Source organism: Geobacter grbiciae, from assembly GCF_018531165.1.
Lineage (GTDB): Bacteria > Desulfobacterota > Desulfuromonadia > Geobacterales > Geobacteraceae > Geobacter > Geobacter metallireducens.
Map to the genome: position 1 here is coordinate 1 of NZ_JAHDIW010000002.1, position 13752 is coordinate 13752.

Sequence of the window (13752 nt, forward strand, 5' to 3'; positions counted from 1 at the left end):
TGTCAAATCCGATGTACTTCCCTCTATCTAATCTCCTTCCTCCTGAATCTACGCTGCAACTAATTCACGAAAGAACCCAATCTTTTGTAAGAATTATAGAAGAGAGCGAAATCCATGGAGAAATGTTCAATTGGTTCAGTACGATAACCAAGCTCGTATGCCAGCAGTTCTTCACTCTTAAAGTCCTTGGAACCAAAGGCGGAAACAAGGGCCGGAAGTTGCCCGTGAACAGTGCCTGGAGGCAAGACCAAGGAGTCGTTTCGATAATTCTCCTCGGCGCTGGAAGGTGTCCTCACGGCGCGTGAAACAGCAGCCCAGACAGTCTGACGATAGTCAGGCGTCCAGATAAGACGGGCATTGGGCTGAATCTCGAAGCCGGTAAAGTCGTTGTGCTCGAACCGTGATCCCAGAACCAGGCGGAGTTTCTCTTCAATGAGTGCTATGTCGTCCTGCAGGAAGAAGCTGTAAAGATTGTCGCTCCGTTTGTCTGGTGTAAAGGCGATCGCAATCTTGTTGGTAAGGTTTTCATGGCTGAAGCGGTAACCCAATCCCCACATAACTTCCTGCCGCGAACCCCACCTGAACCGGTTCTGGAAATCGACATCAATGGTATCGCGATTCTCATCCCAGAGCGCCATGTCACGTTCAGTCCGGTCATAGTAAAGCTGAAGCGCCATGTCGGCAGTATCGGAAAACTTGCGCGTCCAGCGGGATAGGAGATTCCCCCCGGCGATGTCGGTTTCTGAGTTGAAGGTCCGGGAATAGGGCGGGACCAAGAGAGGCACGGAGAAGGTTTCTTCTTCTTTCCCATGGTACATGTCTCCTTGGACGGTCAACGAATCGTGTGCAGTCAGGTCCGAATCCACACGGAATCCTCCCCGCAGAACGCTCCAGTCGTCTTTCCCCTCGTTGCCGGCGGCATCGACGCCACCATCCCTGTTGAAATACTTCGTGTACAACCGGTAATAGGTATCGTCACCAACACGGCCGCCATAGCGCGCCCCGCCGAACCCTCGTTCTTCCGTTCCGGCACCGGCGCTCAGAAGTCCTCCTTGGGTTTCCTGGGCGTGCTTGGTAATGATGTTGATGACGCCGTTGAAGGCATTGGCTCCCCAGAGGGCAGCGCCCGGCCCCCGGATTACCTCGATGCGGTCTATGTCTTCGAGCATCGTATCCTGGACATCCCAGTACACACCGGAAAAGAGGGGGGTAAAGACGGTCCGGCCGTCCATCAGGACCAAGAGCTTGTCCGCGAAACGATCGTTGAAACCCCGTGCAGAGACAGCCCACTTGTTCGCATCGAGACGCGCTACCTGAATGCCCGGCACCATGCGGAGCACTTCGGGGATGCTGGTAGCCCCGGAGCGTCGGATATCTTCCCTGGTGACGACGAAGACAGCTGCACCGGCATCGGATAGCTTCTGCTGCTTTTTCGATACCGATGTCACCTGAATATTCATCAAGTCTTCGAGACCGAGTTCACTGAGGTTCAGGTTTTCGTGTTCTGATCCCCACGACGGATCGATCAAGCCTATGAAGGGGATCGTGCAAATCATCAGTGCAGGTGCCCACTTGGAAAGCAGGAGCATATAGGTACCTCGCAGGAATTCTCTTTTGCGCTCTTGGAGTCGCCATTGCCGCAAACGACAATCAGGACCTGCATTACGATAACGTTGACGGAACGAACCTATCTATCCAATGTTTTGGAAAGTCTCAATGACAGGCTTGAGGTATTTGAGGCAGGACCAGGCGCGTGGAGCTGTAGAGTATCAGTTGTTTAATTGGCTATGGGCGAAAGGGTGAAATAGAACGTCGCACCTTTGCCGACTTCACTCTCAGCCCAAATTCTTCCATTGTGGCGTTCGACAATGCGTTGGACCGTTGCGAGCCCTATTCCGATGCCTTTGAATTCATCCCCGAGGTGCAGCCTCTGGAACAGGTCGATCAGCTTGCCGGAATTACCCAGGTCAAAACCGATTCCGTTGTCGCGCACGTAATATACCATCTCCCCGTTTTGAAACGATTTTCCGAACTCGATACAGGCGTCAGGCAGAGTTCTACTGAACTTCCATGCATTCCCCAGCAGGTTCTCCATCATAACTCTAAGCAGGGCAGGATCACCTTCCACTTCCATGCCGCCGGTTATCCTGATGTCAACCTTGTGTTGTTGCTCGAGGTCGTGCAGCTCCTGTGCGATTTCCCCTGCAAGGTCGCTCAAGTTCACGGGTTCGAGGTGCGGTTCGTCGGTCGCCATTGTTGAAAGGTCGAGCAGCGCGTCAATCAGCTGCACCATTTGAGTGGCGGCCGCACCTATTTTCGAGAGACACCGTCTGCCGGCATTATCCAGTCGATCACCGTACTCTTCGAGCAGAACCTCGCTGAAACCATTGATCGTACGGAGTGGGGCAGATAGATCATGTGACACGGAATAACAAAAAACTTCCAGTTCCCTGTTGGAAGTCTGCAGTTCCGCGGTGCGTTCCAAAACCATCCGTTCAAGCTGGGCACTGAGCTTTCTGTATCGATCCTCGCTCTCCTGAAGGGCCTTGAGCATCTGCTCGCGTTCCCGGATCAACTGCTGTTTCTGCAAGACCTGATCGATGACGACGGGAAGAAGTTCCAGATAACCCATATCCACATCTTTCACGATGTAGTCGCTGGCCCCCAGTTGCAATGCTTCGACCGCGATTTTTTCATTCCCCCTGCCGGTCAGCATGATCACCGGAGGAGAGGTTTTGCACTCCGCCATGACCCGCAAGACGTCGATGCCATCGCATGAGGGCATGCTGTAATCGAGCAGCACGACATCAAAGGGCGCTTTCCCGAGCGTAGCCAAGCCGTCGTCACCGTTTCTGACGATTTCAACCGAGAAGGACTGTCGCTGCAATTTTCTCTGCAACAGCCTGGCTAAACCAGCGTCATCTTCCATATACAAAATGCGAACGGGCTTATTCTCGACCACAAATCCTCCTGATTAATTCCATCGCATGGTTCCACACAGCTTGTGAAGTAAAGCCGCCAGGTCTAATCCCCCGGCCGCTCAGCAATGCTTACTTATCATATCCGAGCATTGTTGAGCAACGCTTAAACTGGTTGTCTTCCCCATATAAAACAAGCGGTTCAGCAGCTGTTGGGCCGGAATGGTCCGACAATTTCCCGTTGCGACAAACCAGTGAGCCTGTCTCCGCCACCCTTGACACATCTTCTGGAAGAATGTAGCGTCGTACGGAGTTTCCATCGTTGCCTCTTCTGTCGCCATCGACGAATCTCCCGTTAATAGACAGAACTACGGCAACGCCCAGTCTCTTTACGGAGCGAACTGTCATCGTGGTTTCCTGTTTGATCGTTACCTTCAAGCGTACGGTTCTTTTGACCTCATTCGGCTTGTTCACAGCTCTCCTTCTGGTCTCATCGGCTCTAGCCCAGGGGAATATCGCCAAGTATCCCTATCTGCCGTCAGGCTATTCGTCGGTCAAGGTTTTTGACCGCAGCGGACGGTTTGTGGGCCGTCTCCTTCCCGAGAAACGCTACTGGGTCTCCATAGATCACATCCCCGCTTTCCTGCAAAAGGCGGTGGTGGCTGTGGAAGATGCACGGTTTTTTGAGCATGGAGGCATTGATATTCGCGGGATCGCCCGGGCGCTGGTGAAGGACGTGGTCAAGGGGAAGCTGGCGGAAGGCGGGTCGACCATTACCCAGCAGCTGATCAAGAACCGATATCTCTCCGGGGAGAAAACCATCGAGCGGAAGCTTGAGGAAGCCCGGATGGCCATGGAGTATGAGAAGATCTATACCAAGAAGCAGATTCTTGAGATGTATTTCAACGAGATTTACTACGGCAATGGGGCGTGGGGTATTGCCCAGGCGGCCCGGGTCTATTTTGACAAGACCCCGGATCAGTTGACCGATGCCGAATGCGCCCTGCTGGCTGGAGTGCCCAAGAACCCGGGCCGGTACAACCCCCTCGGGAAATCGGTCGATGTCAGCAGACGAAGGGACGTGGTTCTTGCTCGCATGCTGGACCTCAAGATGATTTCGGCGCGGCAGAAGCAGAAGTTGAGAACCCGCCCCATTACAACGGTGCAGCGCAGTCAGACGCCCTACTATCTGGCCCATATCCGGAACGAGCTTGTGGAGCGCTTCGGCCCTCAGATCATCGAACGGGGGGGGCTGGAAGTTACTGCCGCCATGGACTTGAGCCTGCAGAAACTGGCCGAAAAGACCTTGAAGGAAGGGGTGAAAAGGATTTCCCCCGAGCTTCAGGGGGCATTGGTTTCTCTGGATCCTGCAACGGGTGATGTGCTGGCAGCCGTCGGTGGGGTAGACTTCACGAAGAGCCCCTATGATCGCGCCTTCCTTGCCAGGCGTCAACCCGGCTCAGCCATCAAGCCGCTGATCTATGCCGCAGCCTTGGAAATGGGGATTACCGCCGGCAGTGTCTGGGATGATACGCCGGTTGCCTACGACCGCGGGAACAATCAGACCTGGAAGCCGCTGAACTACGGGAAGGAGCGGTATGGCCAGCTGTCGCTCCGGCGAGCCCTGGCGTACTCGAACAACATCATAGCGGTCAAGTTGCTGGATACGATCGGAGTCCCGTATTTTGTCGATTTCGCCCACAAGGCGGGGCTTCCCCTGCGTCCCAACAACGATCTTTCCCTGGCCCTCGGAACGGAAGACGTTACCTTGCGCGACCTGGTAAGAGCATACACCCCCTTGGCCAACGGAGGGCTCAGGTCCGAGCCGAGAACAATCGTGCGTATCTATGACAGGAATCGCCGCGCCTGGACGGAAAACGCTCCGTCAGTTACGCCGGCCCTCTCGCCGGCGGCTGCCTTTGTCACCACCCGGATGCTCAGGGACGTCATGGTGTACGGCACCGCAAAATCACTCAAATCGTTCAGCCAGAAGCGGCCGTCCGCCGGAAAGACCGGCACTACCGACGATTACCGGGATGCCTGGTTCATCGGCTACACCCCTCAGGTGCTGACCGGCATCTGGGTGGGATACGACAAGCCGCGCCCAGGGGGGAGAGGGTTTACCGGCGGGGCAGTGGCGGCACCCATCTGGGAACGGTTCATGGGGGCGGCTCTGGCATCAAAGCCGGTTGCGGATTTTCCGAAACCCGATACGGTTGTCTCCGTTTCCATCGACCCGGCGACCGGCTACCTGGCAACGCCGGACTGCCCGGAAAAGCGCGACGAATTCTATGTCGAGGGGACCCAACCCACCGAATACTGTCCCAAACATGGCGGAGATCGCCTTAATCAGGTACCACCCGTCCTCCCCCAGTCCAAGGAGGAGGCTCCGCAACCCGAGTGAATCCTCTCTCCTCCTTTCCCTCCATCACACCATTACACCTGTTGGCACTATTGCGCGCACTGCCAGTCATCCTGCCGTTTTGAACATGATGACCTCGGCCTCGGCCATGGTCTGACCGTCCAGCTCGATGATTCCCCGCACATCGATGAGCCGGCGCCGGTCGCCAACGATCTCGCCGATAACAGTTATCTCGCTGCCGGTGGGTACCGGTTTCCGGTAGCGCAGGCGCATCTCACTGGTCACCACCTGGAGTCCGCGGGCCATGCAGGCCTGGGCGCATATTTCGTCCAGAAGGGCCGAGAGGATGCCGCCGTGGACTATCCCCTGCCACCCCTGGAAATGCTCCGGAATACTGACCAGGGTTTCAGCCCGGCCCTTTTCCGGATCGGTTGTGAAGATAGCGTGAAGTCCGATGGGGTTTTTGCTGCCGCAGATGAAGCAGTGGTTGTCGTCGATTACCTGCATGGGGTCTCCTGTGATTTCATGATTTGACACTCGACAATCCAGTAGATCTGTTTGTGCTGGACGCGGGTCAGGGCAGTCAGTTGGCGCTCGGCGTCGGCGCGGTCGGGAAAGGTGCCGACCAGGAACCGGTTGCCGTTGTCGTCCTGGCGCCAGAGTTCAAAGGCGGCTTGATCGTGGTTCACTCAGTACGCCCAGTAGGGGCCGGTGCCGAGGCTGGAATTTTTTCTATCAATTCCTACGAAGACGGAACGGCCATAGAAGAAGGGGAGGCCCCAGTCGAAGTAGCCATTAGATCCAGGCCCGCCAATTTCAGTAAAAGCACTGTTTGACGTTCTAAATAAACTGTCAGCGTTGCTTATTGTGAACTTTATAGTGCTGCTTGGAGCCCCTCCTGCGCCGTAGTTATCAGCACTCAATGGTAAGGGAGAGGAGGGGGCATACCATTCTCGGTTGGAACTGAGAGGGATGGTGTCTATAGGGTCGTTGTAAAAAAGTCCGTTTGAGCCGCTGTCAATGAAGCTAGTGAAAATGGAACCCTTAAAGGTAGTTGTGATATATCCATCTAAACTGGTTTTATAGGTCATAACTTGGGAGGACGAGACGTTGGATGGTGTGTTGTTTTCCTGTGTGCCTATCCCAAGAATGAGCTTGCCGGTAGCTGTGTAAGCGGTTCCTGTTGGGAGGCTTTGCATCTGCACGATGACGCCGTTGTTGTACGCTGAACTGAGATGGACCACCGGGTTTTGAACTTGACTGGTGATGGGAACGGCGCTTGGCAAGCAGTTCGAGCTGCTGCAGGTGAAGTACACTCCATTGGTGGCGCTGCCGGCACAACCGTCTCCACAGTCCTCGGCGAAAAGACCGACGCCGAGAATCCCGTTATAGCCAGCAACAGTGGGGTTTGTATCTAATCCTTTTACTTGCGGTGATTGACATTGGCTAGGGATGTTGCCTTGGAAATATGTGGCATCGATAATCTGTATCGGGATGTTGGCGGCGGTTTCTCCGCCGAGCTTTACGTCGGCTATCCTCACCGGTCCCCAGGTCGCTGTGTTATCCAGATAGGGGATACACTCGGCAATTGGAGAGGAACCGACCAGTACATCCTTCAGTGAAAGATTTAAGATTTGATCCTTGAAGATCCGCAGACCATAACTGCCGGTGTCCAGGAGCACGTTGTCGACGGTCTGGCATTTTCCCGTGTCGGGTTCACATATGGTAACACTGACGGTCGGTTTGTTGGGATATGACGGGTCATTGACGGTGATGTCCAGCACATTGGCCGCCGTGTTGGTTCCACCGCCACTGCCACCTCCTCCGCCTCCGCCACCACCACCACCGCCACCACCACCACAGCCGGCAACAAGTCCAACGATAAGAATAAGAGAAACGGTTTTATTTGACGTCATCGCTGCTTACTCCCTCGGGAATCAATGCGGGCACGTAAGCTCGCCCCTGCAGGTTGCGCATGTGCCCCCATTTTTCGACGATGACCCTGGCGGCCTTCACCTGGGAGCGACGCAGGCCCCGCTGCCGGGGGGCCTGCCGTAAAGCCTGTTTGTACTCGGTAATGTATGTGCCCAGAAGCGGCGTGAGGTCGGGGTGGGAAACCCCGTTCCAGGCCACAGCAAAAACAATGCCCGAAGGGGTGATATATTCACGGACGGTATTCCCCCCGGTTACGAGCTCTTGAACCGTATATCCCCTGCGGGTCGTGGCGGCGCGCTGGGTAGCGGAAAGTGCCTTGCGGTCAACGGCCACCGATGCCGCAGGTTCACCAAGGGCTGCTTCCGACTGCCGGGCAGGCATGAAGGGTGTTGCCAGAAGTCCGGCAACAAGGCTCATGGCGACGAATATTCTCCTCATATCGGTACCGCTCCTTTCAGGTGTTGAAATCGCGTCAGATATTTTCCCACTCTAGCCGAAGGGTGTCCAGTAAATCCTGGCAATTCCGGCACCGCTCCGGTGGAGGCGTGGAAAAGAAAGGGTGTAAAAATCGGAGTCCCTCTTGCGCAACCCGTCTCTTCACGGGACAATTGCGATACAGCAGCAAACTAGTCCGCGAGGTGGCCATGGGTTATATCCTTGCCCTGGATCAGGGCACTACCAGTTCCCGCGCGATTGTCTTCGACACAACCGCAACGATCCGTGCCATTGCCCAGCGGGAGTTCCGCCAGCTATTCCCCCGGCCCGGCTGGGTGGAACATGACGGCCGTGAGATCTGGGCCACCCAGGTCGGCGTGGCGGCCGAAGCCCTGACCCGGGCCGGAATCTCTCCCCGGGAGGTGAAGGCCATCGGCATCACCAACCAGCGTGAGACGACACTTCTCTGGGACCGGCTAAGCGGCGAGCCGCTCCACAATGCCATCGTCTGGCAGGACCGCCGCACTGCGGAACTCTGCGACCGGCTCAAGGCCGACGGCCTGGAACCCCTGTTCCGGCAGAAGACCGGCCTGGTGCTGGATGCCTACTTTTCCGGCACCAAGCTGGCCTGGCTGCTGGATACCATACCCGGCGCCCGCAGCCGCGCCGAAGCGGGGGAGCTGGCCTTCGGCACGGTGGATTCCTGGCTGGCCTGGAACCTGTCGGGAGGGAAGCTCCATGTCACCGACGCCAGCAACGCCTCCCGAACGCTCCTCTTCAACATAACTACCCTGGATTGGGACGATGAGCTGCTGGCGATCTTCGGGATACCCCGGGCCGTGCTGCCGCGGGTGGTGGACTCCGGCGCCGTTTATGGCGAGACCGCCGGGGATATCTTCGCTGCTACGATTCCCCTTGCCGGCATGGCCGGGGACCAGCAGGCGGCCCTCTTCGGCCAGGCCTGCGGTTCGGCGGGGATGGCCAAGAACACCTACGGCACCGGCTGCTTCCTGCTGATGCACTGCGGAACACGGCCGATAGAGTCCCGGCATAACCTCCTCACCACCGTTGCCTGGCAACTGGGCGGACGGGCTGAATACGCCCTTGAGGGGAGCGTGTTTGTGGCCGGCGCTGCGGTGCAGTGGCTCCGGGACGGCCTGGGCATCATCCGCTCCTCCGGCGAGGTGGAGGCCCTTGCGGCCAGCGTTCCGGACAGCGGCGGCGTCTGCCTGGTTCCCGCCTTCACCGGGCTCGGCGCCCCCCACTGGGACCCCTACGCCCGGGGCACCATCGTCGGCATCACCCGCGGCACCACCGCTGCCCATATTGCCCGGGCCACCCTGGAGAGCATCGCCTTCCAGAGCGCCGACCTCCTCACCGCCATGGAAGCCGACGCCGGCATCAGCCTGGCAGAACTGCGGGTCGACGGAGGCGCAACGGCCAACGGGCTCCTGATGCAGTTCCAGGCCGACCTCCTCGGGGTGCCGGTGGTGCGGCCCCGGATCAGCGAAACCACGGCTCTGGGGGCGGCCTACCTGGCGGGACTGGCGGTGGGGCTCTGGCGGGACCGCCAGGAGATTGCCGGCCACTGGCAGGTGGACCGGATTTTCGAGCCGGCCATGGGGCGCGAGCAGGCGGCAGAGCTGCGGGGAAGGTGGGGGCGGGCCGTGGAGCGGGCCCGGGGGTGGGTGGCACCATGACCCGTACGAGGCTCTTGCAACAGCTTGAAGAGGAGAAGTGCTGGGATCTCCTCGTTATCGGAGGGGGCGCCACCGGGCTCGGCGTGGCCGTTGAGGGGGCGAGCCGGGGCTACCGGACGCTCCTCCTTGAGCGTGACGACTTCGGCAGCGGCACCTCCAGCCGGAGCACCAAGCTCATCCACGGCGGGGTCCGGTACCTGCAGCAGGGGAATCTCTCCCTGGTGTTGGAGGCCCTCCACGAGCGGGGAATCCTGATCCGCAACGCCCCGCACCTGGTGCATAACCTCTCCTTCGTAGTCCCGCTCTATGACTGGTGGGAAGGTCCCTTCTACGGCATCGGACTGAAGCTCTACGACATGCTGGCGGGGAAGCTGGGACTCGGCCCGTCGCAGATACTCTCCCGGGAAGAGACCCTGCGCCGCATCCCTACCGTGGAGCCGGCAGGGCTGCGGGGCGGGGTGATCTACCACGACGGCCAGTTCGACGATGCCCGGCTTGCCGTGGCTCTGGCCCGCACCTGCGCGGACCTGGGGGGAGTTCCCCTGAACCGCATGGAGGTGGCAGGCTTCCTCAAGGGGGAAGGGCTGGTTCGCGGCGTAGCGGCACGGGACCGGGAGAGCGGCCGCGAATACGAGATCGAGGCGCGGGTGGTGGTGAATGCCGCTGGACCCTCCTGCGACGCCATCCGACAGCTGGACGACCCCGGCGCGCAGCCGGTCATCTCTCCGAGCCAGGGGGTGCATCTTGTCCTGCCCCGGGAATCCCTCCCCGGCGACAGCGCCATCATGGTCCCCCACACCGACGACGGGAGGGTCCTTTTCGCCGTCCCCTGGCACGAACGGGTGATCGTCGGCACCACCGACACGCCGGTGGACCGGGTCACGGCCGAACCCCGTCCCTTGGCGGCTGAAGTGGAGTTCCTCCTGGAGCACGCAGCCCGCTATCTCTCCCGGGATCCCGGCAAGGCCGACATCCTCAGTGTCTTCGCCGGGCTCCGTCCCCTGGTGCGGGGTGAAGCAGTCAATACAGCGGCCCTTTCCCGTGATCACACTATTATGGTTTCGACCGCCGGTCTGGTCACCATCACCGGTGGCAAGTGGACCACCTACCGCCGGATGGCCGAGGATACGGTGAACAGCGCTGTCAGGCTGGCGGGGTTGGAAGAGAGGCCGTCGCGCACGGCCGACCTCCCCATCCACGGCTGGCTGGCCAAGGGGGGTGTTGACGGGGAGTGGGCGATGTATGGCGCCGAAGCCGCTGCCCTGGAAGAGCTGTGCGCCGTGCAACCGGCCCTGCGCCGGCAACTCCATCCCCGGCTCCCGTACCGGCTGGCCGAGGTGGTCTGGGGGGTGCGGTACGAATGGGCGCGGAGTGTTGAGGATGTGTTGAGCCGCCGTACCCGGGCACTCATTCTCGATGCCCGTGCCTCCATGGAGGCGGCCCCGGAGGTTGCCGCCCTGATGGCGACGGAACTGGGGCGCGATGAGGTCTGGCAGGCGGCAGAGGTTGCGGCTTTCCGAACCCTGGCCGAGGGATATCTGCCTTAGCTCATGGCTGCTTCCTGAAAGTCGTATTCTGTTCAGTCAAGGGGAGTTGGTTGGAGGGAGGGCGATACGTTTAGTCCGAAGCTGCAACGCCCCTTCGGCGTCCACGGATTCTTCCCTGCATTCGATGGCTTGGGAGCCGGCCCATTTGGGGTCGCGGCAGCGCCGGATTTCCGCGAGCTTTTCCCCTGACCTGCCGAACACGACCACATCATGGAGGAGGTGATTGCCCGCCTCCTGCCGTGCGCAGTGAAATGCGATACGCCCCTGTTGCGTGGCCATGGGGCCGGGACTGGGGCAGTTTTCCTCCAGTACCAGTCGTTTGCCGGACGGTTCCGCTAGCATCACGCTCTCCCGCCTTCCTTCGAGAGGATCATCGGCTGTCGGAGCAAAGGAGCGCACGATGACGATGCTGCGCCCGTCGGGGAGGGGGTGCGCAGTGGAAATCCGATCCTTCTCCTCCCAATTGACCGCCGTTTCCGGGACATTCGCGACGGACGGGTCCACTGCGGTCACCCGCAGGGCCAGGAGTGTACCCGGTCGGGCGTTGCAGCGCTTCACGTACGCATCCTTTGCGGTGGCCCGCACGCGCGAAAGAGCGGCGCGCGCTGCTCCGGGAGAGGCCGCAATCTCGGGCACCCAGGCAAAGATGCTCCTCTTGTCGCCACAATCACCGGTCCGGACGACGAGGGCGTTGGGGGCAGTGGGGACCACTGCCTTGGCCTTTCGCGCTATCCCCGTGGCGGTGCGGTCGCTGGTGCCGACCACGAGCCAGAGCCGCTCCCCCCAAGCCGGCAGTGTTGAGCCAAGGACCATGGCTGCAACGAGGGCTGCCTTGATCACAGACCACTCTCCCGCTTGACCCGGCCAAGTTCATCATTAGGAACCAGCTGTACGTGGGCCCAGTCGCGGAAATTCACCCAGTCCCCTCCCCAGACGAGGCCCAGCTCCTTGGCCTCCTCGCCAAGGGCTTTCCAGAATCCCGTCTGTTCCGCCTCCGGAGCCCAACCAAAGCGGCTGTCCACAATATCCGCCGCATAGGCGTTGGGGGTTCCGTCGGGGTACTGGGCGTTGTGGAAGCTGAACTTCACCTTGCTGTTCCCCTGATAGTAGAGCTGCATCTGAACCGCCACCGAGCGCCAGCCGTAAAAAATCTTCGGCTGGAAGCCGCGTCCGGCGAGCGCCTGCAGAACCGCTGCAACCTTCTGGCGCAGTTCCGGATGCATACTCTGGAGTTTCTTCTCCTGGGACCATCGGGCGCTGTCGCCGCACCACTGGGAAAGATCGGCAGTGGCTGCGCCACCCGTGCCCGCAAGTTTGAGCCAGGTCTTGCGCCCCGGTTCTATGAGCCCGTCGGGGTTCGTCATGAACGTGGCCTGGAAGCTGCGGATCGCCGCAATGGTGTCCTTGCCGCAAACGCCATCAATCCCCTTTGGGTCAAAGCCCTTGGACTTCAGGAGGCTTTGGACTGTTTCCACATCATTTTCGAGATTTTTCCCCAAATATCCGACTGAAGCCTGGAGTACACTCATTGCCATATCTCCTCTGGTTGTGGAGGTCGAGAATCACGGGTGGTGCCCGCCATTCAATTAAATCACCGGAACGATTCCCGTCAATCGACTGCTGTCCTCCTTCCGGCGGCGTAGCGGCGCAAAAAAAGGCCAGTCCTTGCGGGCTGGCCTTCATGGTGCTGAGGAGGTGAGTCACTACTTTTTCTTTTCAACCTTCTTTTCTGCCTTCTTCTCTGCTTTTTTCTCGCCCTTTGCCTCGATGCTGGCGGCCTTCATGGTGTACTGGACCGTGACCTTGGAGCCGACCTTCAGGTCGCCGGTCACCTTGGTGTCCTTGTCCTTGGCGATTTCCCACTTCTCTTTCCCCTTCTGGACAACGATCATGTCGTCCTTCACTTCGAGGACGGGACCGGTTGCCTGGTAAGTCTTGGTGGCGCCAAAGGCAAGCGACGAGGAGAGCATCAGGGCGGCGGTGAGCAGTGCGGTACGCTTCATGGGGAATCCTCCTTGGTGATGTGGGAATATAAATTTATGGTTTGTAACAATACTCAATAGAACGCTGTTGTCAATGGGAAGTTTTCACTATGCTGCGCCCGGCGCCGACGAGTTCCCGGTAGGGGTTGCGGGGAAGCATCCTCCCATCGGCGTACGAGAGAACCATGAAATGGAGGTGGGTGGGAGACCGGCGCGGGTAGGCGTTCTTCCCGGTCCTCCCCAAAAAACCGATGGGCTCGCCCGCGGTAATGGTCTGCCCCGGCATTACCGTCACGGACGAAAGGTGGGCATAGTAGTAATAGCGTTCCTCGGCGGGGTTGAAGATCCAGACATACTTGCCGCCCCGGATTGGGTTCGGGTAATCCCAAGCAGGGTTAATGGCGATGACAATGCCATCGGTGAAAGAGACGATGGTGACCGGCTTACCGGTGACGTCATCGAGGGCATCCTGATTCCGGTCCCGCACGAAGATGTCGTGGGCCGGGTGGCCGCCGTGCCGGTTCCCCTGGTAAAAGGAGTACCCGCCGGGGCGATAGTCGTTGCCGTGCCGCCCTCCGATGGCGCGGAAATCATAGCCCGCCACCGGGAAGACCTCTGCTGAATTGGTTGCAGTGATGCCGTAGGTATCGAGGAGGAGCCGGTGGAGGATGACGATGCGGCTTTCGGCGGATGCGCGGTCGATGGACCCGTCGCGGATTTCCTTCTCAAGGATGTTCCAGTCGTCACAGGGGCTTGCCGCGGCAACCCCGTGAAAAGCCAGAAACGCCGCGACCGCCAGGAGGATAATCTGTTTCATCGTTCATCTCCCGATCAGATATAGATAATGGAATGTGCCAAGACTGGACTTTGCCA

General features: G+C 59.3%; 13 protein-coding genes. 3 read left to right on the forward strand and 10 right to left on the reverse strand.

Translation table 11 applies throughout. The annotated features are described in order from the left end of the window. Positions 1-59: 59 nt before the first annotated feature. Positions 60-1589: a TonB-dependent receptor plug domain-containing protein gene (locus tag KJB29_RS03350; RefSeq protein ID WP_246560303.1), complete on the reverse strand. Its 1530-nt coding sequence runs from the start codon at positions 1587-1589 to the stop codon at positions 60-62. A gap of 188 nt (positions 1590-1777) precedes the next feature. Continuing rightward, the gene (locus KJB29_RS03355) at positions 1778-2962 is read right to left on the reverse strand and encodes a sensor histidine kinase (RefSeq protein ID WP_215733386.1); all 1185 of its coding nucleotides are present in this window, start codon (positions 2960-2962) and stop codon (positions 1778-1780) included. 365 nt (positions 2963-3327) lie between these two features. Here KJB29_RS03355 and KJB29_RS03360 point away from each other — a divergent pair, with 365 nt between their 5' ends. Then, positions 3328-5322 (forward strand): transglycosylase domain-containing protein, encoded by a 1995-nt coding sequence (locus KJB29_RS03360; RefSeq protein WP_425514104.1) that lies wholly within the window; start codon positions 3328-3330, stop codon positions 5320-5322. A gap of 66 nt (positions 5323-5388) precedes the next feature. On the opposite strand, the gene KJB29_RS03365 is transcribed toward KJB29_RS03360, so the two are convergent. Genes KJB29_RS03365 through KJB29_RS03380 form a run of 4 tightly spaced genes read right to left on the reverse strand, consistent with a single transcriptional unit; the run spans position 5389 to position 7653 of the window. Continuing rightward, entirely contained in the window at positions 5389-5787 is a 399-nt protein-coding gene (locus KJB29_RS03365) for a PaaI family thioesterase (RefSeq protein ID WP_215733387.1), read from the reverse strand. Next, complete coding sequence (locus KJB29_RS03370) at positions 5778-5969, reverse strand: hypothetical protein (protein WP_215733388.1); 192 nt, start codon at positions 5967-5969, stop codon at positions 5778-5780. Before KJB29_RS03370 ends, KJB29_RS03365 begins: the two co-directional genes overlap by 10 nt. Further along, positions 5970-7196: a DUF3443 domain-containing protein gene (locus KJB29_RS03375; protein WP_215733389.1), complete on the reverse strand. Its 1227-nt coding sequence runs from the start codon at positions 7194-7196 to the stop codon at positions 5970-5972. Beyond that, complete coding sequence (locus tag KJB29_RS03380; protein ID WP_215733390.1) at positions 7183-7653, reverse strand: DUF2844 domain-containing protein; 471 nt, start codon at positions 7651-7653, stop codon at positions 7183-7185. Before KJB29_RS03380 ends, KJB29_RS03375 begins: the two co-directional genes overlap by 14 nt. Positions 7654-7859: 206 nt before the next feature. Between KJB29_RS03380 and glpK the strand changes: the two genes are divergently transcribed. Next, positions 7860-9350, forward strand: a complete 1491-nt coding sequence (glpK, locus tag KJB29_RS03385; RefSeq protein WP_215733391.1) for a glycerol kinase GlpK — start codon at positions 7860-7862, stop codon at positions 9348-9350. Further along, entirely contained in the window at positions 9347-10897 is a 1551-nt protein-coding gene (locus tag KJB29_RS03390; protein ID WP_215733392.1) for a glycerol-3-phosphate dehydrogenase/oxidase, read from the forward strand. The genes glpK and KJB29_RS03390 overlap by 4 nt, the downstream gene beginning before the upstream one ends. 36 nt (positions 10898-10933) lie before the next feature. Here the strand turns inward: KJB29_RS03390 and KJB29_RS03395 are convergent, their stop codons facing one another. The 4 genes from KJB29_RS03395 to KJB29_RS03410 form a co-directional block, all read right to left on the reverse strand. Beyond that, positions 10934-11737: a hypothetical protein gene (locus tag KJB29_RS03395; RefSeq protein WP_215733393.1), complete on the reverse strand. Its 804-nt coding sequence runs from the start codon at positions 11735-11737 to the stop codon at positions 10934-10936. Then, positions 11734-12426, reverse strand: coding sequence for a peptidoglycan-binding protein (locus tag KJB29_RS03400; RefSeq protein WP_215733394.1), 693 nt, complete (start codon positions 12424-12426; stop codon positions 11734-11736). The genes KJB29_RS03395 and KJB29_RS03400 overlap by 4 nt, the downstream gene beginning before the upstream one ends. 174 nt (positions 12427-12600) lie before the next feature. Then, positions 12601-12900 (reverse strand): hypothetical protein, encoded by a 300-nt coding sequence (locus KJB29_RS03405; protein ID WP_004511384.1) that lies wholly within the window; start codon positions 12898-12900, stop codon positions 12601-12603. A 70-nt stretch (positions 12901-12970) separates the two neighbouring features. Then, positions 12971-13696 carry a M23 family metallopeptidase gene (locus tag KJB29_RS03410; protein ID WP_215733395.1) on the reverse strand — a complete coding sequence of 242 codons (726 nt, stop codon included), beginning with the start codon at positions 13694-13696 and terminating at the stop codon, positions 12971-12973. Positions 13697-13752 lie beyond the last annotated feature (56 nt).